Annotated in this window: 19 protein-coding genes and 1 pseudogene; 10 read left to right on the top strand and 10 right to left on the bottom strand. The window is 67.7% G+C overall.

Annotation, left to right across the window (positions count from 1 at the left end; all coding sequences use genetic code 11):
* Nucleotides 1-113: 113 nt before the first annotated feature.
* Nucleotides 114-698 carry an LppP/LprE family lipoprotein gene (locus tag A5745_RS18925; RefSeq protein ID WP_139329700.1) on the top strand — a complete coding sequence of 195 codons (585 nt, stop codon included), beginning with the start codon at nucleotides 114-116 and terminating at the stop codon, nucleotides 696-698.
* 57 nt (nucleotides 699-755) lie between these two features.
* Nucleotides 756-4,166, top strand: a complete 3,411-nt coding sequence (locus A5745_RS18920) for a TM0106 family RecB-like putative nuclease (RefSeq protein WP_076118046.1) — start codon at nucleotides 756-758, stop codon at nucleotides 4,164-4,166.
* Here the strand turns inward: A5745_RS18920 and A5745_RS18915 are convergent.
* The gene (locus A5745_RS18915; protein ID WP_076118044.1) at nucleotides 4,163-5,995 is read right to left on the bottom strand and encodes a DHA2 family efflux MFS transporter permease subunit; all 1,833 of its coding nucleotides are present in this window, start codon (nucleotides 5,993-5,995) and stop codon (nucleotides 4,163-4,165) included. The two genes, A5745_RS18920 and A5745_RS18915, sit on opposite strands and share 4 nt — an antisense overlap.
* Nucleotides 5,996-6,245: 250 nt before the next feature.
* Here A5745_RS18915 and A5745_RS18910 point away from each other — a divergent pair, with 250 nt between their 5' ends.
* From A5745_RS18910 to A5745_RS18900, 3 genes are all read left to right on the top strand, one after another.
* Nucleotides 6,246-7,013: a hypothetical protein gene (locus tag A5745_RS18910; protein WP_371337047.1), complete on the top strand. Its 768-nt coding sequence runs from the start codon at nucleotides 6,246-6,248 to the stop codon at nucleotides 7,011-7,013.
* A gap of 173 nt (nucleotides 7,014-7,186) precedes the next feature.
* Entirely contained in the window at nucleotides 7,187-10,870 is a 3,684-nt protein-coding gene (locus A5745_RS18905; RefSeq protein WP_076063996.1) for a multifunctional oxoglutarate decarboxylase/oxoglutarate dehydrogenase thiamine pyrophosphate-binding subunit/dihydrolipoyllysine-residue succinyltransferase subunit, read from the top strand.
* 74 nt (nucleotides 10,871-10,944) lie between these two features.
* The gene (locus A5745_RS18900; RefSeq protein ID WP_076063998.1) at nucleotides 10,945-11,772 is read left to right on the top strand and encodes an SDR family oxidoreductase; all 828 of its coding nucleotides are present in this window, start codon (nucleotides 10,945-10,947) and stop codon (nucleotides 11,770-11,772) included.
* A gap of 3 nt (nucleotides 11,773-11,775) precedes the next feature.
* On the opposite strand, the gene A5745_RS18895 is transcribed toward A5745_RS18900, so the two are convergent.
* The 3 genes from A5745_RS18895 to A5745_RS18885 are packed head-to-tail and all read right to left on the bottom strand — an operon-like array spanning nucleotide 11,776 to nucleotide 14,883.
* Nucleotides 11,776-12,657 carry a glycine betaine ABC transporter substrate-binding protein gene (locus tag A5745_RS18895; protein WP_076118042.1) on the bottom strand — a complete coding sequence of 294 codons (882 nt, stop codon included), beginning with the start codon at nucleotides 12,655-12,657 and terminating at the stop codon, nucleotides 11,776-11,778.
* Nucleotides 12,654-13,844: an NADP-dependent malic enzyme gene (locus A5745_RS18890; RefSeq protein ID WP_076064004.1), complete on the bottom strand. Its 1,191-nt coding sequence runs from the start codon at nucleotides 13,842-13,844 to the stop codon at nucleotides 12,654-12,656. The genes A5745_RS18895 and A5745_RS18890 overlap by 4 nt, the downstream gene beginning before the upstream one ends.
* A gap of 49 nt (nucleotides 13,845-13,893) precedes the next feature.
* Nucleotides 13,894-14,883: a malate dehydrogenase gene (locus tag A5745_RS18885; RefSeq protein WP_076064006.1), complete on the bottom strand. Its 990-nt coding sequence runs from the start codon at nucleotides 14,881-14,883 to the stop codon at nucleotides 13,894-13,896.
* 193 nt (nucleotides 14,884-15,076) lie between these two features.
* On the opposite strand from A5745_RS18885, the gene corA reads away from it, so the two are divergent.
* Nucleotides 15,077-16,180 carry a magnesium/cobalt transporter CorA gene (corA, locus tag A5745_RS18880; protein ID WP_076118311.1) on the top strand — a complete coding sequence of 368 codons (1,104 nt, stop codon included), beginning with the start codon at nucleotides 15,077-15,079 and terminating at the stop codon, nucleotides 16,178-16,180.
* 91 nt (nucleotides 16,181-16,271) lie between these two features.
* Here the strand turns inward: corA and A5745_RS18875 are convergent, their stop codons facing one another.
* From A5745_RS18875 to A5745_RS18850, 6 genes are all read right to left on the bottom strand, one after another.
* Nucleotides 16,272-16,874: a suppressor of fused domain protein gene (locus A5745_RS18875; protein ID WP_076118041.1), complete on the bottom strand. Its 603-nt coding sequence runs from the start codon at nucleotides 16,872-16,874 to the stop codon at nucleotides 16,272-16,274.
* A complete protein-coding gene (locus A5745_RS18870) occupies nucleotides 16,871-18,043 on the bottom strand; it encodes an ABC transporter ATP-binding protein (protein ID WP_076118039.1) in 1,173 nt (390 codons plus the stop codon). The genes A5745_RS18875 and A5745_RS18870 overlap by 4 nt, the downstream gene beginning before the upstream one ends.
* A gap of 4 nt (nucleotides 18,044-18,047) precedes the next feature.
* The gene (locus tag A5745_RS18865) at nucleotides 18,048-18,872 is read right to left on the bottom strand and encodes a carbohydrate ABC transporter permease (protein ID WP_076118307.1); all 825 of its coding nucleotides are present in this window, start codon (nucleotides 18,870-18,872) and stop codon (nucleotides 18,048-18,050) included.
* Nucleotides 18,865-19,704: a carbohydrate ABC transporter permease gene (locus tag A5745_RS18860; RefSeq protein WP_076118309.1), complete on the bottom strand. Its 840-nt coding sequence runs from the start codon at nucleotides 19,702-19,704 to the stop codon at nucleotides 18,865-18,867. Before A5745_RS18860 ends, A5745_RS18865 begins: the two co-directional genes overlap by 8 nt.
* 38 nt (nucleotides 19,705-19,742) lie before the next feature.
* Nucleotides 19,743-21,083 carry an extracellular solute-binding protein gene (locus tag A5745_RS18855; RefSeq protein WP_083662992.1) on the bottom strand — a complete coding sequence of 447 codons (1,341 nt, stop codon included), beginning with the start codon at nucleotides 21,081-21,083 and terminating at the stop codon, nucleotides 19,743-19,745.
* 78 nt (nucleotides 21,084-21,161) lie between these two features.
* Nucleotides 21,162-21,689, bottom strand: a complete 528-nt coding sequence (locus A5745_RS18850; protein WP_076064014.1) for a general stress protein — start codon at nucleotides 21,687-21,689, stop codon at nucleotides 21,162-21,164.
* A gap of 108 nt (nucleotides 21,690-21,797) precedes the next feature.
* On the opposite strand from A5745_RS18850, the gene A5745_RS18845 reads away from it, so the two are divergent.
* The 4 genes and pseudogenes from A5745_RS18845 to A5745_RS18830 form a co-directional block, all read left to right on the top strand.
* Complete coding sequence (locus A5745_RS18845; protein WP_076118034.1) at nucleotides 21,798-22,403, top strand: DUF4190 domain-containing protein; 606 nt, start codon at nucleotides 21,798-21,800, stop codon at nucleotides 22,401-22,403.
* A gap of 60 nt (nucleotides 22,404-22,463) precedes the next feature.
* Nucleotides 22,464-23,774, top strand: coding sequence for a magnesium transporter MgtE N-terminal domain-containing protein (locus A5745_RS18840; RefSeq protein ID WP_076064019.1), 1,311 nt, complete (start codon nucleotides 22,464-22,466; stop codon nucleotides 23,772-23,774).
* On the top strand, nucleotides 23,771-24,313 hold the full coding sequence (locus A5745_RS18835) for a DUF1003 domain-containing protein (protein ID WP_076118032.1): 543 nt from the start codon (nucleotides 23,771-23,773) through the stop codon (nucleotides 24,311-24,313). Before A5745_RS18840 ends, A5745_RS18835 begins: the two co-directional genes overlap by 4 nt.
* A gap of 127 nt (nucleotides 24,314-24,440) precedes the next feature.
* Nucleotides 24,441-24,932, top strand: a pseudogene (locus A5745_RS18830) (hypothetical protein); the annotation flags it as partial.

Genomic DNA, 24,932 nt, shown 5'->3' with positions numbered 1-24,932 from the left:
GAGCTGAGCGTGGCGGGTCACCACCAGACAGCGCCGTGGTGGTCATGCGCGCAGCGCGGCGGGCGCGGCACGCCTGCCACACCGTCGAGCCCGATGACGGTACGGTGCGCGATGTGTGGTCGCTACCGTGCCCTGCCGAGCCGCTGTCCGCCCTGTCCCTCGCGGTGGTGCTCGGCGCGGCGTTGACGGGCTGCGGCACGGGAGACTCCACGGTCGCCAAGACCCCGCAGGCAACGACGACCACGCCGGCGGCACCCGCCACCGCACCCGGCCAGGCGTCCGGCGCGGCGGCGACGCCCAGCGGCACACCGGCCGATCCGTGCGCGATCAATCTGGCGTCGCCCACCATCGCGAAAGTGGTGTCCGAGCTGCCACGCGATCCCCGCAGTCAACAGTCCTGGAGCCCGGAACCGCTGGCCGGCAACTACAACCAGTGCGCCCAGCTGTCGGCCGTCATCATCAAGGCCAACACCAACGCCATCAATCCCACCACCCGGGCGGTGCTGTTCCACCTCGGTCAGTTCATCCCGCAGGGCGTGCCCGACACCTACGGTTTCAACGGCATCGACCCGGCGCAGACCACCGGCGACACCGTGGCGTTGACCTATCCCGGCGGCATCAACGGCCTGAACACCGACGTGCGATTCCACTGGAATGGCAACGGCGTCGAGCTCATCGGGAACACCCCCGGCCACTAAGCCGATCGCTAGCCCGGCGCCGCCGGATTGTCGGTCGCCTCACCTACAGTTGCTGCTGTGTTCGTCACCGGCGACAGCATCGTCTACAGCGCATCGGATCTCGCGGCCGCCGCCCGCTGCGAGTACGCATTGCTGCGCGATTTCGACGCAAAGCTGGGTCGCGGCCCCGCCGTCGTGGTCGAGGACGAGCTGCTCGAACGCACGGCCGCTTTGGGCGACCGGCATGAGCAACGCGAGCTCGACCGGCTGCGCGCGGAGTTCGACGATGCGGTCGCGATCATCGGCCGTCCGGCCTACACGCTCGAGGGGCTGACCGCCGCCGCCGAGGCGACCCGGCGCGCCATCGCCGACCGCGCGCCGGTGGTGTATCAGGCCGCGATGTTCGACGGCCGCTTCGTGGGATTCGCCGACTTCCTGGTCGCCGACGGCGAGCGATACCGCCTCGTCGACACCAAGCTGGCCCGCTCCCCCAAGGTCACCGCGCTGTTGCAGCTGGCCGCCTACGCCGACGCGCTGGCCGGCATGGGCGTCTCGGTCGCGCCGGACGCCGAACTGCGACTGGGCGATGGGTCTGTCGTGCGCTATCGCGTCTGCGACCTGATCCCCGTCTACCGGTCCCAGCGCGCGCTCCTGCAACGCCTGCTCGACGACCACTACGCCGCGGGCACCGCGGTGCGCTGGGAAGACGACGGGGTGCGGGCATGCTTTCGTTGCCCGCTGTGCGAGGAACAAGTGCGCGCCACCGACGACCTTCTGTTGGTCGCCGGCATGCGAGTAAGCCAGCGGGACAAGCTCATTGACGCCGGCATCACCACGGTCGCCGGGCTGGCCAAGTACCGCGGGCCGGTGCCCGACCTGACGCCCGGCACACTGGCCAAGTTGACCGCTCAGGCGAAACTGCAAGTCCTGCAACGCGACACCGGTATCCCACGATTCGAGATCGCCGATCCCCAGCCCCTGGCGCTGTTGCCCGAGCCCGACCCCGGCGACCTGTTCTTCGACTTCGAGGGCGATCCGCTGTGGACCACCGACGGCCACGACTGGGGTCTGGAATATCTCTTCGGCGTCTTGGAAGCCGGGGCCGCGGGCACGTTCCGGCCGCTGTGGGCGCACACCCGGGTCGACGAACGCAAGGCACTGACCGATTTTCTGGCGATGGTGGCCAAACGCCGCAAGCGTCGCCCCAACATGCACATCTACCACTACGCGCCATACGAGAAGACCGCCCTGCTGCGCCTTTCCGGTCGGTACGGCGTCGGCGAGGACGAGGTCGACGAGTTACTGCGCAGCGGGACATTGGTCGACCTGTATCCGTTGGTGCGCAAGAGCATTCGCGTGGGCGCCGAATCGTTCGGCCTGAAGGCGCTGGAGCCCCTCTACATGGGTGCGCAGCTGCGCTCCGGAGACGTCACCACGGCCGCCGATTCGATCACCTCCTACGCCCGGTACTGCGAGCTACACGACGCCGGCCGCGTCGACGAGGCCGCAACCGTGCTCAAGGAGATCGAGGACTATAACCACTACGACTGCCGGTCGACACAGGAACTGCGCAATTGGCTACTCGTACGCGCCTGGGAATCCGGCGTCACACCCGTTGGCGCGCAACCGGTTCCCGACGGCACCGCCGTCGAAGACCGCGACCGGTTGGCGGTGGCGCTGTCGACATTCGCCGGCGACGCCGCCGTCGGCGACCGCACCGCGCAGCAGACCGCTGTGGCGCTGGTCGCCGCCGCACGCGGCTACCACCGGCGCGAGGACAAACCGTTCTGGTGGGCGCATTTCGACCGTTTGAACTTCCCGGTCGAAGAGTGGGCGGACAATACCGACGTCTTCGTCGCGGACCACGCGGCGGTGGACGTCGACTGGCACCTGCCGCCCCGCGCGCGAAAACAGCAACGACGAGTCCGGCTGCGTGGCGAGCTCGCACGCGGCGACCTGATGACCAACGTCTTCGCCCTCTATGACGCCCCAGCCCCGACGGCCATGACCGACAACCCCGACCGACGGGCGGCCGGGCGGGCCGAGGTCGTCGAGGCCGACGATCCCGCGTTGCCCACCGAAGTGGTCATCGTCGAGCGAGTGGGCAATGACGGCAACACCTTTCACCAGCTGCCCTTCGCGCTGACTCCCGGCCCACCCGTTCCCACCCTGGCGCTGCGGGAATCGATCGAATCGAGCGCCGCCGCGGTGGCCGCCGGGCTGCCGCACCTGCCGCGCGCCGCGATGATCGACGTCCTGCTGCGCCGCGCGCCCCGAACCCGCAGCGGCGCTCCGCTTCCACGCGGCACCGACACGGCCACCGACATCACCGCGGCGGTGCTGGACCTGGACGCGTCGTACCTCGCGGTGCACGGGCCGCCGGGAACCGGCAAGACATACACCGCCGCCCAGGTGATCAACCACCTGGTGACGCAACATTCCTGGCGCATCGGCGTGGTGGCGCAATCGCACGCCACGGTGGAGAACCTGCTGGACGCCGTGATCGACGCCGGGCTGGAACCCACCCGGGTCGCCAAGAAGCGCTATGATCGCCACGCCCCGCGCTGGCAGGAGATCGACAGCGGCGACTATGCGGCCTTCATCGCCAGCTCCGCGGGATGCGTGATCGGCGGCACCGCATGGGATTTCGCCAATCCCGCCCGGGTCCCGCACGGCAGCCTGGATCTGCTGGTCATCGACGAGGCGGGCCAGTTCTGCTTGGCCAACACGATCGCCGTGGCACCGGCGGCCACCAACTTGCTGCTGCTCGGCGACCCGCAGCAGCTGCCACAGGTCAGTCAGGGCACCCATCCGGAGCCGGTCGACACTTCGGCGCTCGATTGGCTGGTCGACGGCCACCGCACGTTGCCCGACGAACGCGGATACTTCCTGGACCGCTCGTACCGGATGCACCCGGCGGTCTGCGCCGCGGTCTCGGCGCTGTCCTATGAGGGCCGATTGCATTCCCATGACAAGCAAACCGCCGCGCGGCAGCTGGACGGATGTCAGCCCGGCGTCCATGTGCTTCCCGTTGCCCACCAAGGAAACTCGATCGAAAGCCGCGAGGAAGCCGACGCGATCGTCGCCGAGATCCAGCGTCTGCTCGGGGCCGCGTGGACCGACGAGCGCGGCACCAGGCCGCTGACCGCCGCCGACGTGCTGGTGCTCGCACCGTACAACGCCCAGGTGGCGCTGGTGCGCCGGCGGCTCGCGTCGGCCGGTATGGGAGCGGTCCGGGTCGGAACTGTTGACAAGTTCCAGGGCGGGCAGGCGCCGGTGGTCTTCATCTCGATGACTGCCTCATCCGTCGACGAAGTGCCGCGCGGGATCTCGTTCCTGCTCAACAGGAATCGGCTCAACGTCGCGGTCAGCCGGGCGCAGTACGCGGCCGTGATCGTGCGCTCGGAGCAGCTGACCGAGTACCTGCCCGGCACGCCCGCGGGCCTGATCGACTTGGGCGCTTTCCTGGCGCTGACGGCGACGGGCTAGCGACCGGACGAATGCCGACCGTAGCCGGTGGGCTCGTCGTCGGGATCGGGTCGGTAGTGCTGTCCTCGCGGCGCCTCGCCGGCGGACTCGAACGGCGCGGACTCGAAGGGCGCAAACTCGGCGACGGGGCGGAAGCTGCGCCCGATGTCAGAGCCGTTGTGCGCGAAGCCGATAGGTTGCGCTCGCGGCGCAGCTATCGGCGCCTCCGGTGGGGGCGCGATGTCCGGCTCGCGATGCAGGATGAACTCGACGTAGTCGTCGTCATCGTCGTCGTAGTCGTGGTCGACGAGGTCCTCATCGGCCGATGCCGACGACGCGACACCGACCACGAAGAGCGCGGCAACGATCCCGAACAGCACGATGAACGCGGGCAGCAGCAGCGATTGTGACATCGCGGCGGAGAACGGCTCGCGGAGGAAGCCGGGCAGCTGCAGCGTGACAGCACCCTCGGCAGCGTCGCTGGTGGTTGCCCGCGCCGGCATCTGGGCACTGATCCGCCACGTCATGAACGCGGCCATCGCCGCGCTGCCGAGCACGGCGCCGAGCTGGCGCACCGAGTTGTATACGGCGGAGCCCGCGCCGGCCAGATGCCCCGGCAGGTTGCGCGTCGCGGTGGCGGTCAACGGCGACCACACGAACGCGCTGCCGATGCCGATGACGCCGAACGGCAACAGCAGCCGCCAGATCGGCGTGTCCGGGGTCATCTCGAACACCAGCCACGTCAGCCCGATCGCCACCATCGAAAAGCCGAAGCCGAGCACGGGCCGCGGGTGATATCGGTCGACCATCACGCCGGCGAATGGCGCCAGCACGCCGTTGGCGAGCGCCACCGGCGCGATCACCAACGCCGAGCGCGTGGGCGAGAGCCCGCACACCGCCTGCGTGTAGAACATCAGCGGCAGCATCGTGGCCGTTGACGCGAACGCGATGACGGCCGCCCCGGCGTTGCAGAGGCTGAAGTCGCGGTCGGCGAAGATGTCCAGCGGTATCAGCGGCTCGCGCGTGTTGACGGCCTGCCAGTAGACGAACAACGACATGCATCCGACACCGGCGACGATGGTCGCCCAGATCCACGGTTGCCATTCCGCGGCCTGGCCCTCCTGCAGGCCGAAGACGATCAGGAACATGCCGATCCCGGACAGCGCGACACCGATCAGGTCGAATCGGTGCGCCTCGGTCGGCAACGCGGGCACCAGCCACAGCGCAATCCCCAGCCCGATGACGCCAATGGGGACGTTGACGAAGAAAATCCACTGCCACCCCAGGCCGCCGACCAGCGCTCCGCCGGCCAGCGGCCCGACCAGGGTGGCGACGCCCGCGGTGGCGCCCCACAGGCTGACCGCGACACCGCGCCGCTCCGGCGGGAAGATGCGGGTGATCGTCGACAGGGTCTGTGGGGTGAGCACCCCGGCGCCGATGCCCTGCACCACGCGGGCGGTGATCAGCACGGCGACACTGCCGGACAGCCCACACCACAGCGACGCCGCCGTGAACAACGCAAGACCGGCCAGGTAGAGGTTTTTGGTGCCGAACCGGTCCCCGAGCCGGCCGGCGACCAGCAACACCACCGCATAGCCCAGCAGATAGGCGCTGGTCACCCAGACCACGGAGGCGTACCCGGTGTGTAAGTCGGCCATGATGGTCGGGTTGGCGACCGCGACGATGGTCGAGTCGACCATGATCATGAAAAAGCCGATCATCATCGCCCAGAGCGCGTTCCACGGGTTGGCGTTTGACGGGAGCGTGAAACTCCAGCGCCCGGTGGGCTCGGCACGACGAGGCCCTGCGCGCCGGGTTTCCCCGGCCCACCTGGGCGACGCCGTGGTCATGCCCTCACCTCGCTTCAGCTCCCCGACGATGCTCTCCGGTCCATTCGGGCGCCGCATCCCCCGAACTGGTCGACCGGCGTGCCCCATGAGCGGGGTGCTACACCCTGTATCCAGCGTGCATTATTCCGCGCGAGGCAATTAGCGGCAGCCGCGGATCGAATGCCAGGCGAAAGGCGCGCTTTCCGGCCCCGCTCGTGTGCAGCAAAATGCGCGTTAGCCTGAAAGGACGCAATAGGTCAGGGAGTTGGTCTTGAAAAGATCCGAGAGAAGGTCCGAACGCGGGTTTGCGCCCGATGCGCTGCCGGCCGCGGAGGGCGGTCGGCCCAAGGCATCCGCGCGCGCATTGGCGCAGGTCATCGAGCGTAGCTCCCGGCTCCAGGGCCCGGCCGCGGCGGCCTACGTGGCCCGGCTGCGGCGGGCCCACCCCGGTGCCAGCCCGGCCGAAATCGTCGCCAAGCTGGAAAAGCGCTACCTGGCCGCGCTGACGGCCAGCGGCGCCGCGGTGGGTTCCGCGGCCACATTCCCCGGGGTCGGGACGTTGACGGCGATGACCGCCGGCGCCGGGGAAACGGTGTTCTTCCTCGAGGCCACCGCGGTGTTCGTGCTGGCGAACGCCGTGGTGTATGGCATTCCGGCCGACCACCGCGAACGGCGCCGCGCCCTGGTGCTTTCCGTTTTGGTCGGGGACGACAGCAGGCGCGCGATCGGCGAGTTGATCGGACCCGGGCGCACCAACGGTGGCTGGCTGGCGGAGGGCATGGCCACGCTGCCGCTGCCGACGTTGTCGCGGTTGAACACGCGGATGCTCGGATACTTCGTCAAGCGGTACACCGTGCGACGTGGCGCGCTGATGTTCGGCAAGATGCTGCCGGTCGGCATCGGCGCCGCGGTCGGCGGCGCCGGCAATCGCATGGTGGGCAAGAAGATCGTTCGCAACGCCCGCCAGGCATTCGGTGTCCCGCCGGCGCGCTGGCCGGCCCCCCTGCGCGTGCTGCCGCCCGTCCACGAAGCCGGCTAGCCGCCGAGCGTGAATGGTCCGTCTAGCGAATTGCGGGGGAAGCGATAGCCTTTATGGGTCGGAAACGTCGAGGAGCGCCGCGGGTGTGAAGTGACGGGTCAACCGGGGTGCGACAAGTCGCAGGCGCCGCGCAATGCGCTTGCAAAACAAAGGAATTGAGGCGAACAGCGGCCGTGAGCAACATAAGTTCACCATTCGGGCAAAACGAATGGCTGGTCGAGGAAATGTACCGCAAGTTCCGCGACGACCCGTCGTCGGTGGACCCGAGCTGGCATGAGTTCCTGGTCGACTACAACCCCGAGCCCGCCTCCGACACACCCCCGAGCGCGCCGGCCGACGGACAGGCCGAAGCAAAGACCGCTGCGCCAGAAGCCAAGCCGGCTGTGCCAGAAGCCAAGCCCACACCACCCGCGGGCAATGGCGCCGCGGTGCCCGCGGCACCGGCCAAAGCCCCTACTCCCCCGCCGGCCGAGGGCGACGAGTTGCAGGTACTGCGTGGCGCCGCCGCGGCCGTCGTCAAGAACATGTCCGCCTCGTTGGACGTGCCAACGGCGACCAGCGTGCGGGCCGTTCCGGCCAAGCTGATGATCGACAACCGGATCGTCATCAACAACCAGCTCAAGCGCAACCGCGGCGGCAAGATCTCCTTCACCCACCTGCTGGGCTATGCGCTGGTGCAGGCGATCAAGAGTTTCCCGAACATGAATCGCCACTACGCCGAGGTCGACGGCAAGCCCACCGCGGTCACACCCGCCCACACCAACCTGGGCCTGGCGATCGACCTGCAGGGCAAGGACGGCAAGCGCTCGTTGGTGGTCGCGGGCATCAAGGGCTGCGAAAACATGCGGTTCGCGGAGTTCGTCTCCGCCTACGAGGACATCGTGCGGCGCGCCCGCGACGGCAAGCTGACCGCCGAAGACTTTGCGGGAGTGACGATTTCGCTGACCAACCCCGGCACCATCGGCACCGTGCACTCGGTGCCGCGGCTGATGTCCGGGCAGGGCGCCATCATCGGCGTCGGCGCGATGGAATACCCCGCCGAGTTTCAGGGCGCCAGCGAGGAACGCATCGCCGAGCTGGGTATCGGCAAGCTGATCACGCTGACTTCGACGTATGACCACCGCATCATCCAGGGCGCGGAATCCGGCGACTTCTTGCGCACCATTCACGAGATGCTGCTCTCGGATGCCTTCTGGGACGAGATCTTTCGCGAGCTGAGCATCCCGTATCTGCCGATCCGGTGGAGCACCGACAACCCCGACTCGATCGTCGACAAGAACGCCCGCGTCATGGAGTTGATCGCGGCCTACCGCAACCGCGGGCATCTGATGGCCGACATCGACCCACTGCGGTTGGACGGCAGTCGCTTCCGCAGCCACCCCGACCTCGAGGTGCTGACCCACGACCTGACGCTGTGGGACCTCGACCGGGTGTTCAAGGTCAACGGCTTCGCCGGGGCCGAGTACAAGAAGCTGCGCGACATCCTGGGCCTGCTGCGCGACGCCTACTGCCGGCACATCGGCGTGGAGTACACCCACATCCTCGAGCCCGAGCAGCAGGCGTGGCTGGAAGAGCGGGTCGAGACCAAACACGTCAAACCGACTGTGGCCGAACAGAAATACATCCTGAGCAAGCTCAACGCGGCCGAGGCCTTCGAAACCTTCTTGCAGACCAAGTACGTCGGGCAGAAGCGGTTCTCGCTGGAGGGCGCCGAAAGCGTGATCCCGATGATGGACGCGGCCATCGACCAGTGCGCCGAGCACGGCCTGGACGAAGTGGTCATCGGAATGCCGCACCGCGGCCGGCTCAACGTGCTGGCCAACATCGTCGGCAAGCCGTACTCGCAGATCTTTTCCGAATTCGAAGGCAACCTGAACCCGTCGCAGGCGCACGGCTCCGGCGACGTCAAGTACCACCTCGGCGCCACCGGCGTGTACCTACAGATGTTCGGCGACAACGACATTCAGGTATCGCTGACCGCCAACCCGTCGCACCTGGAGGCCGTCGACCCGGTGCTGGAAGGCCTGGTCCGCGCCAAGGAGGACCTGCTGGACAAGGGCGACAGCGAAGACGGTTTCTCGGTGGTGCCGATGATGCTGCACGGGGACGCCGCCTTCGCCGGCCAGGGTGTGGTCGCCGAGACACTGAACATGGCCCTGCTGCCCGGTTATCGCGTGGGCGGCACCATCCACATCATCGTCAACAACCAGATCGGCTTCACGACCGCGCCGGAGTACTCCAGGTCCAGCGAGTACTGCACCGACGTCGCCAAGATGATCGGGGCGCCGATCTTCCACGTCAACGGCGACGACCCGGAGGCGTGCGCGTGGGTGGCGCGGCTGGCCGTGGACTTCCGGCAGAAGTTCAAGAAGGACGTCGTCATCGACATGCTGTGCTACCGGCGGCGTGGCCACAACGAGGGCGACGACCCGTCGATGACCAACCCGATCATGTACGACGTCGTCGACACCAGGCGCGGCGCCCGCAAGAGCTACACCGAGGCCCTGATCGGCCGCGGCGACATCTCGATGAAGGAGGCCGAGGACGCGCTGCGCGACTACCAGGGCCAACTGGAGCGGGTCTTCAACGAGGTCCGCGACCTAGAGAAGCACGGCGTGCAGCCGAGCGCCTCGGTCGAGGCCGACCAGATCGTGCCCGCGGGGCTGTCCACCGCGGTGGACAAGTCGCTGCTGGCCCGCATCGGCGACGCGTTCCTGGCGGTGCCGGAGGGTTTCTCCGTGCACCCGCGCGTGCAGCCCGTGCTCGAGAAGCGCCGGGAGATGGCCTACGAGGGCAAGATCGACTGGGCCTTCGGCGAGCTGCTGGCCTTGGGGTCGCTGGTGGCCGAGGGCAAGCTGGTGCGGCTGTCCGGACAGGACACCCGGCGGGGCACCTTCTCCCAGCGGCATTCGGTGATCATCGATCGCTACACCGGCAAGGAATTCACGCCGTTGCAGCTGCTGGCGACCAACCTCGACGGCAGCCCGACCGGCGGCAAGTTCCTGGTCTACGACTCCCCCCTGTCCGAGTACGCCGCCGTGGGCTTCGAGTACGGCTACACCGTGGGCAACCCGGACGCGGTGGTGCTGTGGGAGGCGCAGTTCGGCGACTTCGTCAACGGCGCGCAGTCGATCATCGACGAGTTCATCAGCTCCGGTGAGGCCAAGTGGGGCCAGTTGTCCAACGTGGTCCTGCTGCTGCCGCACGGCCATGAGGGGCAGGGACCCGACCACACCTCCGCCCGGATCGAACGCTTCCTGCAACTGTGGGCGGAGGGTTCGATGACGATCGCGGTGCCGTCGACGCCGTCGAATTACTTCCACCTGTTGCGCCGGCACGCGCTCGACGGAATCCAGCGTCCGCTGATCGTGTTCACGCCGAAGTCGATGCTGCGCAACAAGGCCGCGGTCAGCGACATCAAGGACTTCACCGAGATCAAGTTCCGCTCGGTGCTGGAGGAACCCACCTACGAGGACGGCATCGGCGATCGCGGCAAGGTCCGGCGGATCCTGCTGACCAGCGGAAAGATCTACTACGAGCTGGTCGCACGCAAGGCCAAGGACAACCGGGACGACGTCGCGATCGTGCGCATCGAGCAGCTCGCGCCCCTGCCGAAACGCCGGCTGAACGAAACCCTCGACCGCTATCCGAACGCCGGCGAATTCTTCTGGGTGCAGGAGGAGCCGGCCAACCAGGGCGCCTGGCCGCGGTTCGGCCTGGAACTGCCCGAGTTGCTCCCGGACAAGCTGACCGGCCTCAAGCGCATCTCCCGCCGGGCGATGTCGGCACCCTCGTCCGGGTCGTCGAAGGTGCATGCCGTCGAGCAGCAGGAGATCATCGACACCGCGTTCGGCTGAGCTCTTCGGCCCGGTGCGGCCGATACCCCGGGTACCGGTTAACCTCAACGGGAGCCGACACGAGGAGGGTGCTCATGCAGGGATTCGCCGGCAAGGTCGCGGTGGTGACCGGCGCGGGTTCGGGTATTGGGCAGGCGCTGGCCATCGAGCTGGGACGTTCGGGGGCCAAGCTGGCGATCAGCGACGTCGACACCGAAGGACTGGCGCAGACCGAGGAGCAGCTGAAGGCGATCGGCGCGCCGGTCAAATCCGACCGGCTCGACGTGACCGAGCGCGAGGCCTTCCTGGCCTACGCCGAGGCGGTCAACGAGCATTTCGGCAAGGTGAACCAGATCTACAACAACGCCGGCATCGCCTTCACCGGTGACATCGAAATCAGCCAGTTCAAGGACATCGAACGGGTGATGGACGTCGACTTCTGGGGAGTCGTCAACGGCACCAAGGCATTTCTCCCGTACGTGATCGCCTCCGGCGACGGCCACGTCGTCAACATCTCGAGCGTGTTCGGGCTGTTCTCGGTGCCGGGCCAGGCGGCGTACAACGCGGCGAAGTTCGCCGTCCGCGGCTTCACCGAGGCGCTGCGACAGGAGATGAACCTGGCCCGCCACCCGGTGGCGGTGACGACGGTGCACCCCGGCGGCATCAAGACCGCGATCGCGCGCAACGCCACCGCCGCCGAGGGCCTCGACCGCGACGACCTGGCCAAGCTGTTCGACAAGCGACTGGCCCGGACCAGCCCCGAGCGGGCAGCCAAGATCATCCTCGAGGCGGTCCGCAAGAAGAAGGCCCGGGTGCTGGTCGGCACGGACGCCAAGCTGTTGGACGTCATGGTGCGGGTGGCGGGCCCGTATTACCAGCAGCTGTTCGGCCCGGTGATGGGCCGCTTGATGCCCAAGCCCTGACCCTCAGCGGCCCAGCGGGTGTTCGGCCAACCACCCGCCGGCCACCGCACGCGGGTCGGCGCCGCCGTCCACCTGCCGGCGCATGTCGGCCAGGGCCGCGGTGTCCAGCACGCCGGCCACTTCGTTGATCGCCAGCAATTGCCGGTCTTTGAGCGCATTCCGGCGATACAGCGGCACCACGTTTTCGGCCTGGATCAATGCCGGCTTCCCGTCGGCCAGCGCGACGAGGTCGCCGGGAATGGCCGGATCGGCGGTGGTGGTCCATCCCGCGGTCAGCTGTCCGGCCCGCACGGCGGCGAACATCGTTGTGCCATCCGGGAATTCGCGTGGCGTGGGGAGCCGGCAGGTGCCGACCGACGCGGGCGCATGGCGGCCGGCGACGATGCCGAGAGTCAGCCCGTCGCAGTGTTTCGGCAGTGCGCTGAGGTCCGCGCTGAGATCGGTTCCGGCCCAGGCCTTCGCGGTGGATTGACTCACCAGCAGCACGGGTTTGTCCTCGGCGGCGGTGGTGTAGTCGCCCGCCAAGACGCCCTCGGGCAACGCCGCGATCATCGCGCGGTAGACGGCCGCGTCGGAGAGCGCCGCCGCGCCGGGCTGCAGGGTCCGCAGCACCTCACCGGTCAACGCGGGGACGATGGTGACCGCGCCGGAGTCCAGTCGCGCCATCGGGTCGTCGGCCGCCTCGGTTCGCGCACCGAAGCCGTAGGAATGCAGGGCGGCGGCGTAGACGGCGGCCAGCAGTATCGACTGCGAGTCGCGGCCGGATCCGACCACCAACTCGGGCGCCGGGCGGTGGTCCTGGGTGTGGGTCGCGCAGCCGGCCGCCCAGAGAAGCACAGCGAGTGCGGCGGCGATCAGCGGCGCTACCGGCCGGCGGGTTTTCACCCCGGACTGTCAGCGGCGGTGGCCACCGCGGCCGAAACCGCCTCCCCGACACGCAGATCCAGCGGACTCGGGACGATCCGGTCGGGCGCCAGGTCGTCGCTGACGACCGAGAAGATCGCCTCGGCCGCGGCGATCTTCATGCTCTCGGTGATTCGGCGAGCGCCGGCGTCCAGCGCGCCGCGGAAGAGCCCGGGGAACGCGAGCACGTTGTTGATCTGGTTGGGGAAGTCGCTGCGGCCGGTGGCCACCACCGCCGCGTACCTGGCGGCGACGTCGGGGTGAATTTCCGGGTCGGGATTCGACAGCGCGAACACGATTCCGCCGGGTGCCATGGTGGCGATCAATTCTTCGGGAACCACACCCGCCGACAGCCCGAGGAACACGTCGGCCCCGGCGAGCGCTTCAACCATGCCGCCGGTGAGACCGTCGGGATTGGTGCATCGCGCCAGGTCGGCCTTGACGACGTTCATGTCGTCGCGGCCGGTGTGCAGGATGCCACGCGAGTCGAGCACGGTGATATCCGAAACGCCCGTTGCGAGAAGAAGTTTCGAGCAGGCCACGCCGGCCGCGCCCGCGCCCGATACCACCACGCGCAGGCTCGACATGTCACGGCCCAGGACCTTGCTGGCGCCCATCAGTGCCGCAAGCACGACGATCGCCGTGCCGTGTTGGTCGTCGTGCATCACGGGGCAGTCCAGCGCTTCCACGGCGCGGCGTTCGATCTCGAAGCAGCGCGGCGCGGAGATGTCCTCCAGGTTCACCGCACCGAACGTCGGGCGCAGGCGCACCAAGGTGTCGATGATCTCGTCGGGGTCCTTGGTGTCCAGCACGATCGGGATCGCGTCCAGCCCGGCGAACTCTTTGAACAGCCCGCATTTGCCTTCCATCACCGGCAGCGACGCGGCCGGTCCGATGTCACCGAGGCCCAGTACCGCGCTGCCGTCGCTGACCACGGCCACCAGTCGGCTCGCCCACGTGTAGCGCGACGCCAGGGTGTGGTCGGCGGCGATCGCACGACTGACTTGCGCCACGCCCGGGGTGTAGGCGATCGACAGCGCGCGCTGCGTGTCCAACGGGGTCGTCAGGCCTAGGGAAAGCTTGCCGCCTACATGTGCCTCGAAGATGTCCGCGTCGGTGATGACGCCGTCCTCGGAGCGAGTCTGTATCGATTCAAGCAATTCGGACACGGGCCCAGGGTACTGACTACCCGTTAGTAGGCCTAATTTGGGACCTGGGTCAGATCAGGCCAAGCTCGGTGACCGCTTTGCGCTCGTCGGCCAGTTCGGCGGTCGACTTGTCAATGCGGCCGCGGGAGAAGTCGTCGATCTCCAGACCGGTGACGATGCTCCAGTTGCCGTCCTTGGTCGTCACCGGGAACGACGAGATCAGGCCCTCCGGCACGCCGTACGAGCCGTCGGACACGACGGCCATCGAGACCCAGTCGCCGTCCGGACTGCCCAGCAGCCAATCCCGGGCCGCATCGGTGGTGGCCGAAGCGGCCGAGGCGGCCGACGAGGCGCCGCGCGCGTCGATGATCGCCGCGCCGCGCTTGGCGACGGTCGGGATGAAGTCGTCCTCGATCCAGCTCTGGTCGCCGACGACCTCGGCCGCGTTCTTCCCCTTGACCTCGGCGTGGAAGATGTCGGGGTACTGGGTGGCCGAGTGGTTGCCCCAGATCGTCATCTTCTTGATGTCCGTGACGGCCGCACCGGTCTTCTTGGCCAGCTGCGAGATCGCCCTGTTGTGGTCGAGGCGGGTCAGCGCGGAGAAGCGCTCCTTCGGGATGTCCGGCGCGTTGCTCAGCGCGATCAGTGCGTTGGTGTTGGCCGGGTTGCCGGTGACGCCGATGCGGATGTCGTCGGCGGCAACCGAGTTGAGCGCCTTGCCCTGCGCGGTGAAGATCGCGCCGTTGGCCTCCAGCAGGTCGCTGCGCTCCATGCCCGGCCCGCGCGGACGTGCGCCGACGAGCAGCGCCAGGTTCACGCCGTCGAAGATCTTGTTGGGGTCCGCGCCGATTTCGACACCCGCCAGCAGTGGGAACGCGCAGTCGTCGAGCTCCATCACGACACCCTCGAGCGCCTTGAGCGCCGGCTCGATCTCGAGCAGCCGCAGCTCGATCGGGCGCTCGGGCCCCAGCAGCGAACCGCTGGCCAGGCGGAACAACAGGCTGTAGCCGATCTGGCCGGCGGCGCCGGTGACGGCGACCTTCAGAGGACTTGCACTCACTTCTGGTACTCCTATGGAGAAAGTCGGTTCATGGGTATTTCGGTCCGCGTCGAAACTAGCGCACCCCCACGCGGCGGCAGTCATGCACCCGCGGCTGCCAGGCACTTTTCGGCCTTGTCTCCTGCCTTGTCGTGCCCGGACGCGTAGCATTGACCACCGCTCGCCCAGGCCTGCGCAGTGATTGGAGGTTGAGGTGTTCCAGGGATTCGACGCGTTGCCGGAAGCGCTGAGACCGATCGCGAAGCCGCAGCCCACACATCAGCATGCGCACCCCGAGCCGCGGCCCGCCGAGCCGCTGGTCGACTGCGGTGTCTACGTCGAAGGGCACCGGATAGCGGGCAAGTACAGCTATACGGCCGCGCTGGACAAGGTCCGCGAAATCGAAGTCACCGGCCAGTCGGCGTTCGTGTGGATCGGGCTGTACGAGCCCGACCAGACCCACATGCAGGAGATCGCGGACGTTTTCGGGCTGCACCCGTTGGCGGTCGAGGACGCGGTGTGTGCCCAGCAGCGACCAAAGCTGGAGCGTTACGACGACACGATGTTCCTCGTCTTGAAGACGGTCAACTACGTGCCGCACGAGTCCGTGGTGCTGGCTCACGAGATCGTCGAAACCGGCGAGGTGATGATCTTCGTCGGCAAGAACTTCGTGATCACCGTCCGCCACGGCGAGCACGGCGGCCTGTCGGACGTGCGCAAGCGGTTGGACGCCGAGCCCGAGCATTTGCAGTTGGGTCCGTTCGCGGTGATGCACGCCATCGCCGACCACGTCGTGGATCACTATCTCGAGGTGACCGCGCTGATGGAGACCGACATCGACGGCATCGAGGTCGTCGCGTTCGCGCCGGGCAGCAAGCTCGATGTCGAGCCGATCTATCTGCTCAAACGGGAGGTCGTCGAGCTGCGCCGGTCCGTGAACCCGCTGTCGGCCGCGTTCCAGCGCATGCAGACCGAGGGCAAGGACCTGATCAGCAAGGAAGTCCGGCGCTACATGCGCGATGTCATCGACCACCAAACCGCGGCCGCGGATCAGATCGCCAGCTATGACGACATGCTCAACTCGCTGGTGCAGGCCGCGTTGGCCCGAGTCGGCATGCAACAGAACAACGACATGCGCAAGATGGCGGCCTGGGCCGGTATTTTGGCGGTCCCCACCATGGTCGCGGCCATCTACGGGATGAACTTCCATTTCATGCCCGAGCTGAACTGGACGTGGGGTTATCCAGCCATCATGGCCTTGATGATCGTTTCCTGCCTGGTCCTGTACTTCCAATTCCGCAGGAACAACTGGCTGTAGCGCGAAGTGCCCCGCACCAATGCGTCGAGTGTGCTTACAGGGCTGCGAGTGTGCGTCCAGGTCGCCGTGGGCACACACTCGATGAAGCACATCAGTTGGGTTGCGCCGCAGGGCGATTCGGATCCAGCACGTCCACGCCGTCGTTCTGCCACGCCTGACGCATGGCCTCGGCGCCCTTGAGCCGCACCCAGGCCGCTTCGGTCGCGGTGATGGGGGTCGCCGATAAAAACTCGACCGGGTCGCGCGGCGGCTCCAGCGGCAGATCCGGAATGTCGCTGCGGCCCAACAACACCGCGGTGAACGGCACGCGCCCCGAGGGCCGCGCCCACAACGGCGAGCCGAGGTCGATCAGCGCGTCGGCGGCCAGTATCACGCCGTCGACGGCGGGCGTGGCCGCCAGGATGGCAAGGCTGCGAGCGATGCCGGTGACCGGACCGGGATCTCGCAGCCGCAGCACGACCTCGGCGCGTGGGCCGCGCAAATGGTCGACGACGATTTCGGTCGGGTCGCCCATCGGATGGCGCGAACAGCCCAGCGACACATAGTGCGTCAATCCGTCGCCCCGGAACCGCAACACCTCGATGGTCTCGGTGCCCAGAAATGTCACGCTCGCCGAATCGGGCTCGGACTCGATCCCGGCGTCGGCGAAGTAGCGGCGCAGATGCGCGCGCACCTGATCCAGCTGCTGTGTCACTCGGGTAGTGGCACGGTCAGGTTGACCCCGGAGTCCGCATCGAAGACAGCGAGTTTGGTGGTGTCGAACGCCAACTCGATCGAGCCTCCGATCGCGGCCTTCGACTCTGCGGGAACCCTTGCCACGAACTGATTTTCGTGCACTTCGCCCTGCGCCTCCAGCTCGTCCAGCTGAGCCGCGTGCACGGCCGGGCCCGCGGTGGTGAAGTACAGGTACTTGTCGGCGCCCAGCGATTCGACCAAGTCGACCTTGACCTCGAAGGTCAGCGCCCGGATGCGTTGGTAGGCATCGATCAGCGCGGCATCGGCCAGATGCTCGGGTCGCACCCCGACAATGACGTTTTCCGGTTCGGGGTGCGCCGCGATGGTCTCCTGGACGTCCGGCGTCAGCGTCACCTCCCCGACGGGCAGGGTGAGTCCCGTCGGTGTCAGGGTGGCGGGGAAGAAATTCATCGCGGGCGAGCCGATGAAACCCGCGACGAACAGATTGGCCGGGCGCTCGTAGAGCTCGTCGGGGGTGCCGATCTGCTGGGCGACACCGCCGTGCATCACCACCACGCGGTCTCCCAGCGTCATCGCCTCGGTCTGGTCGTGGGTGACGTAGACGGTGGTGGTGCCCAGCTTGCGCTGCAGTCGGGCGATCTCGCCGCGCATCTGAACCCGCAGCTTGGCGTCCAGGTTGGACAGCGGTTCGTCCATCAGGAAAGCCTTGGGATGGCGCACAATTGCCCGGCCCATCGCGACGCGCTGCCGTTGCCCACCCGACAACTGGGACGGCTTGCGGTCCAGGAGCTCGGTCAGGTCAAGAATTTTGGCGGTCTCGGAGACCTTCTGCGCGATGTCGGGCTTCTTCATCTTCGCCAGTGTCAGCGGGAAGGCGATGTTCTGCCGCACGGTCATGTGCGGATAAAGCGCGTAGGACTGGAACACCATTGCGATGTCGCGGTCCTTGGGCGCCTTCTCGTTGACCCGCTCGCCGTCGATACGCAACTCGCCCGACGAGATATCCTCAAGCCCGGCAATCATATTCAGCGTCGTCGTCTTGCCGCAGCCCGAAGGCCCGACCAGAATCAGGAACTCGCCGTCGGCGATGGTGACATTCAGGTCCTGCACCGCTATTGCCCCGTCGGCGTACGTCTTGTTCACGTGCTCCAGCACAATCTCGGCCATCGCGCTACCCCTTCACAGCGCCAGAAGTCAACCCGGCGACAATCCGTCGTTGGAAGATTAGAACAAAGACGATGATCGGGATCGTGATCACGACGGCACCTGCCGCGATCGATCCGGTCGGCTCCTCGAACTGCGAACTGCCACCGAAGTTCACGATCGCCACCGGCGCGGTGATCGCGGCCCTGGTGGCGGTCAGCGATAGCGCCAGCAGCAGGTCGTTCCACGCGAAGATGAACACCAGGATCGCCGCGGTCACCAGTCCGGGCGCCGCGAGCGGGACGATGACCTTGCGGAAAGCCTGCCCCGGCGTCGCGCCGTCCATCTTGGCCGCCTTCTCCAGATCCCAGGGCACCTCCCGGAAGAACGCCGATAGCGTGTAAATGGCAAGGGGCAACGCGAAAGTGATGTAGGGCAGGATCAAGCCCGGCCAGGTGTCGAACAAGCCGAGGAACCGCTCGATGTTGAACAACGGCGTGACCAAGGAGATCGCCGGGAACATGGTGATCAACAGCGCGGCGCCGACGAGCGCGCGCTTGCCGGGAAAGTTCAACCGGGCTATCGCGTAGGCCGCCATCGCACCCAGCACGACCGCGATCAGGGTGGTGATCAATCCGATCCCGATGGAGTTGATCAGCGCCGAACTGAAGATGTCGCCCCGGAAGATGCCGCGATAGTTGGCCAACGTCACCGACGACGGAATCAGCTTGCCGTCCTTGACCGTTGACGTCGGTTTGAGCGACAGGCCGAGAATCCACAGCACCGGAAGCAGCGCGTACACCACCACGGCCGTGTCGACGACCGCCCACACGGCGGTGCGGCGCCTATCCATCGACGCCACCGCCCGGTGCCGCGGCGCCGAAGACTTTGATGTAGACGAGCGCGATCACACCCACGCAAATGAAGATCAGCACGCTGATCGCCGAGCCGATGCCGACGTTGAAGCCCTTGAACAGGTTGTCGTAGCCCAAGATTGACACCGATCCCGTGTTGTTGGCGCCGTTGGTCAGCACGTAGATGTTGTCGAAAATGCGGAATGCGTCCAGCGTGCGGAAGAGCAGCGCTACCACCACCGCGGGCTTGATGATCGGCAGGATGATCCTGGTCAGTCGCCGCCACGCGCCCGCGCCGTCGACCTGGGCAGCCTTCAGCAGATCCTCGGGCACCAAGGCCAGACCGGCCAGCAACAGCAGCGCCAGGAACGGCGTGGTCTTCCAGACCTCGGCAATGACGACGATGCCCAGCGACGGGATGCGCTCGGTCAGCGGCGCACTACCCTGCGGCAGCAGGTTGGCCAGATATCCGGTGCTCGGCGTCCAGGCGTAGTACCAGCTGTACGACGCGACCACCGTGACGATGCCGTACGGGATGAGCACCGCGGTGCGCACCACGCCCTTGCCGACCAGCGTGCGATGCATCACCAGCGCCAGCGCCAGGCCCAGCACGAACTCGATAGACACGGACACCACCGTGATCGCCAGCGTCACGGCCAGCGCCGTCCACCAGTAGCGATCGCTCAAGATCGTTTGGTAGTTGCCCAGGCCGATGAAAGCGGTGTCGTTGGGAGTGGCCAGGTTGTTGCGCTGCAGGCTCAGCCAGATCGCGTAGCCGATCGGATAGGCGGTCACCGCAACCATGAGCACCGTCGCGGGTGCGACGAGCATGAATGCGAGTCGCCGTTCGGAGGTCTCGCCGGCGCGGGTCACGGCAGCAGCCCCTTCCCGTCGATGGCCTTCTGCACCTGGGCGGTGAGCCGGTCGGCAGTGAAGTCCGGGTCGATCTCGGTGATGGGGCTCAGCGTCGACGCGAGCCGGATGGCCACCGCCTGATAGGCCGGCGTGGCGGGGCGGACCGCGGCGTCGGTGAGCTGCTGGCGAATGACGGTGTACATCGGGTACTTGGCTTGGAATTGCGAATCGGAATACAGCGAGCTCCGCACGGCGGGCAGGCCGCCCGCGATCGCGACGTACTTCTGGCTCTGCAGGCTGCGCAGGCAGCGGACTGCTTCGAACGCCTCGGCGCGGTGACGGGTGGTGCTGGCCACCGCCAGGTTGAGCCCGCCAATCGTCACCCGGGCCGGCCTGCCGGGCGCGATGCCGGGGTAGGGCGCGAAACCGAACACCTGCTTGCTGGCGTCGTAGGCGATGCGGAATTGCTGGTCATTGGGTACGAACGCGCCGACGCCGTTGACCGTGCCGGCCAGTTCGGGATTCCGGTTGAGCGGAAGGAAGTCCACGCCCCCCTTCACCGCGTTCTCCAGCATGGACGGCAGCACGAATGGCCAGTTGACTTCCAGTGCGGCCCTACCCTGTTCGACCGCCAACCGCGCCGCGGCCTCGTCGGTGCGGGTGATCGACGGATCGGCGCCGGGCAAGGTGGCCACCGATTTGAGAATGCGCAGCGCGTTGACCGTGGCGGCGCGGTGGGTGGGCGTGTCGGTCAGGGTGACCTGTCGGCCGTCCTCGGAGAGCACCTGACCGCCGCCGCTCACCAGCAGCGTGTTGAACCACACCACCAGCCCCTCGGCCTCGTTGGCCTGCACCGCGATCCAGCTGGGCAGCCCCGCCGCGTGCAACCGGGCCGCCTCGGCCACCATACCGTTCCAATCGCTCGGCGGCTGATTGACCAGATCCGGCCTGTACCAAAGTAATTGGGTGTTGGTAGCCATCGGCGCGGCATACAGCTTGTGCTTCCACCGGGCCGTCGCCAGCGGCCCGGGCAGGGTATCGACGGTCGCGTCGGTCTCGGCCCGCCCGGCGGGGTCGTCGGAGAGCGGCAGCGCCCAGCCCGCCTCGGCGAACTCCGCGGTCCAGATGACGTCCAGCGCCATCACGTCGAGGCTGCGGTCGCGACTGGTCAGCCGGCGGGCCAGCTGCAATCGCTGCTCGCCGGGCGCGCGGGCGAGGCTGATCTGTGCGATGGCGAACCGGCCGCCGAGTTCTTCGGTACAGCGATGGGCCACCTCGGCGAACGTCCCGCCGTCTGTGGCCGGCGTGTAGAAGCTGATCACCAGCTGATGGCCGGTCGAGCCGCAGGCCGACATCGATGCGATCGTCAACGCCGCCAGCAGGATTGCGCCCAATGCGCGCCCGCGACGACTCACTGGATCTGCCTCCGCGCGTCAGATGGCCAGGCGCGCCAACAGATCCCGCGCTTTCTCTGCGTTTTGGGGATCGCAGAGCACGTCGTAGCGGCCAGCCACCAATTGCATCGTTGAGCTGAAATCCCTTGTGCCGCGGGCCATTGAGTACGGAACCGCCGAGGTGATCAACCCGAAGAACACGCCGGCGACTAGGCCGGTGGCCAGCGCGGCCCACGGGTTCGGGCTGAAGAAGCCGAGCACCAACCCGATGAACAGTCCGAGCCAGGCGCCGCTGAGCACCCCGCCGCCGAGCACCTTGGGCCAGGTAAGCCGGCCGGTGACCCGCTCGACCTGCATGAGATCGACGCCGACGATGGTCACCTGCTGGACCGGGAATTGCTGGTCGGATAGGTAGTCGACGGCCCGCTGCGCCTCGGCGTAGGTGGGATAGGACCCGACCGGCCAGCCCTTGGGGGGAGTCGGCAATCCGGGCACACCGCGCCGCCCGGCGCCCGGGCCGGTGGGCGTCGCGCCGGGAACCTGCCCGGGCTGGAATGGATTAGTCATCGCCGCTCATTCTCCTCCGGCCTGGAAACGGCTGCATCCCTGACCCTCCCACCCTATCGATGGCTTGCGGCCGCGCCCTCCACCAGCGTGGCGGTTAGATTGATCGGCATGACGGCTCCCGGCGGCGGCGAGAACGCCCACGACGACGCGGCGCGTCCGCCTCCGGCGGCGGAGCCGGGCGGCGAGCAACCGCCTTGGCAACCTCCCTGGGATGCGCCGGCTCCGCCGCCCGCGGCGGACTACCCACCGCCCTATCCACCGCCGAGCTACCCGCCCGGCTATCCAGCTGGGTATCCGCCCCCCGCCTACGGGCCGCCCCCGGAATACCCGCCGCTGGACTATCCGCCGCCGGGCTATCCCGCGCCGGGCTACCCTCAACCTGGCTATCCCGCGCCGGGCTACCCCCAACCTGGCTATCCCCCACCGGGCTATCCCCAACCTGGCTATCCCCCACCGGGCTATCAGGGTTATGGGCCGCCGCCGGAGATGCAGCCTGGGATGAACGGGCTGGCGATCGCCTCCCTGATCTCGTCGTTCACCGGCGTGTTCTGCTGCATCGGCGGGATCCTCGCCATCGTGCTGGGCGCGATCGCACTCGGCCAGATCAAGCGGACTCACCAAGACGGCTACGCCCTGGCGGTCGCGGGCATAGTGATCGGCGTCGCCACATTGATCGTCGTCTTGATCGTCGCGATCTTCGCGATGCATCGTTAGCGGCGCGGGTCGCTGACACCGCGGCTGCCGTGCGGCCAGCGGCTGCCTAGGCTCTGTTGCATGGGATCGGTCAACCGGGTGTACGCCGCGCGGCTCGCGCGAATGTTGGTGCTGGGTCCACTCGGTGAGAACTTCGGGCGCGTGCGCGATGTCGTGATCAGCATCAGCATCGTGCGTCAGCAACCGCGGGTGCTGGGGCTGGTCGTCGACCTGGCCACCCGCCGGAGCATCTTCATTCCGATTCTGCGGGTCGCCGCGATCGAGCCCAACGCGGTGACCCTCAACACCGGCAACGTGTCCCTGCGTCACTTCGAACAGCGGCCGGGCGAGGTCCTGGTGATAGGCCAGGTGCTCGACACCCCGGTCAAGGTCAACGACCCGGAACTGCCGGAGCTGGCCGGCGTCGACGTCGTGGTCACCGACCTGGGAATCGAGCAGACGCGAACCCGGGACTGGATGGTGCACCGGGTGGCCGTCCGCGGCCAACGACGGCTGGGGCGGCGCGGCCCCGTGCACGTCGTGGACTGGCAGAGCGTGCAGGGACTGACACCGTCTGCGCTGGCGTTGCCGGGTCAGGGAGTGGCCCAGCTGCTCGAGCAATTCGACGGGCGAAAACCGGTCGATGTCGCCGACACGATCCGCGGGCTGCCGCCCAAGCGGCGCTACGAGGTGCTGCGGGCACTCGACGACGACCGGCTGGCCGACGTGCTGCAGGAGCTTCCCGAACTGGATCAGGCCGACGTGCTGTCGCAGCTGGGCACCGACCGATCGGCCGATGTGCTGGAGGAGATGGACCCGGACGACGCCGCTGACCTGCTCGGCGTGCTGAATCCAACCGACGCCGAGATGTTACTGACCCGGATGGACCCCGACGAATCCGAACCGGTGCGTCGGCTGCTGACGCACTCCCCCGACACCGCGGGCGGCCTGATGACCTCGGACCCCGTCGTGCTGACACCGGACACGTCGGTCGCCGAGGCGCTGGCCCGGGTCCGCGACCCCGACCTCACCGCCGCGCTGTCGTCCATGGTGTTCGTGGCGCGTCCGCCGACGGCCACCCCGACCGGGCGCTACCTGGGCTGCATTTCGTTGCAGCGACTGCTCCGTGAGGCGCCGGCGGAGTTGGTCGGGGGGATCGTCGACAGCGATCTGCTCACCCTGACACCGGAGACCCCCCTGGGCGCGGTGACCCGCTACCTCGCCGCCTACAACCTGGTATGCGGACCGGTGCTCGACGACCAGAACCATCTGTTGGGCGCGGTAACCGTGGACGACCTGCTCGATCACCTGCTGCCGCACGACTGGCGCGTCGACGTGCAGCAGCTGGACACCGCCGGCCGTATCGAACAACGACTGGGAGGATCCGCGTGAGCAGATCCACGGCACCGCGAAGGCTGTATACCCCGCGGACGTCGCGCAGGTATTCGCCGCGGCTGGACCCCGAGACCGTCGGCCAGATCACCGAGTCCATCGCGCGGTTCTTCGGCACCGGCCGCTACCTGCTGATTCAGACCATCATCGTGATCGGGTGGATCGTGCTGAACGTATTCGCCGCCTCCCTGCGCTGGGACCCGTATCCGTTCATCCTGCTCAACCTGGCCTTCTCCACGCAGGCTGCCTACGCGGCACCGCTGATTCTGCTTGCGCAGAACCGTCAGGAGAACCGCGACCGGGTCGCGCTCGAAGAGGATCGCCGACGCGCCGCGCAAACCAAGGCCGATACCGAGTATCTGGCCCGGGAGCTGGCCGCGCTGCGCCTGGCCGTCGGCGAGGTGGTGACCCGCGAGTACTTGCGTCACGAGCTCGAGGATCTCCGCGCTTTGCTGACCGATCTGCAGCGGGAAACCCCGGACGAACAGACCGCGCAGGCGCGCGACGACCTGGAGCGGGCCGCCAAGAAATCAAGATGAATCGCAAATCAACCATTGCGCCACTCCCGTAACGGGAGTTATGTAGGGTGACAAGTTCACGAGGCTAAGAAGAGGTTTCCGGCAGCTCACATACTCATCCGACAGCTCACATACTTAGGACGGTCGAGTGCGCATAGGGGGACGCTGGGGTGCACGCCCGGCCGCCGCGGCGGCCGCGAATCGGGCAGCCGGCGTAACGCGGACACCGGCATTCGGGGTAGCGGTGATCACTCCGCTGGTATTAGCCGGGGCGGTTGGCGCGGCGGCTCCGCCGCTACACGGAAAAGGCCCGATCCCGTCCGTGCACGCCGTCATCAGCCCGGTAGCTGCGGTTTCCCCCGCCGTGCCCGACCTGTCCGGCCCGGCCGTCATCGCGATCGACCACGCGCCGACCGCCTTCCACGTCGCCGCGGGAGCCGCCTCGGCACCGCCGCCGCCGAGGATCGTGAACGCGCCCGGCGCACTTGGCATCCCGATGATCGCGCTGACGGCCTACCGCAGTGCCGAACAGAAGATGGCCGTCGAGGCCCCGGGGTGCGGCATCAGCTGGAACCTGTTGGCGGGGATCGGGCGCATCGAGTCGGGCCACGCCGGCGGTGGCGCCGTCGACGCGCGCGGC

Origin of the sequence: Mycobacterium sp. IS-2888, from assembly GCF_001954215.1 — a bacterium.
Taxonomy (GTDB): Bacteria; Actinomycetota; Actinomycetes; order Mycobacteriales; family Mycobacteriaceae; genus Mycobacterium.
The sequence above is the reverse complement of the archived record's forward strand: the minus strand, read 5'-3'. Positions and strand labels throughout refer to the sequence as shown.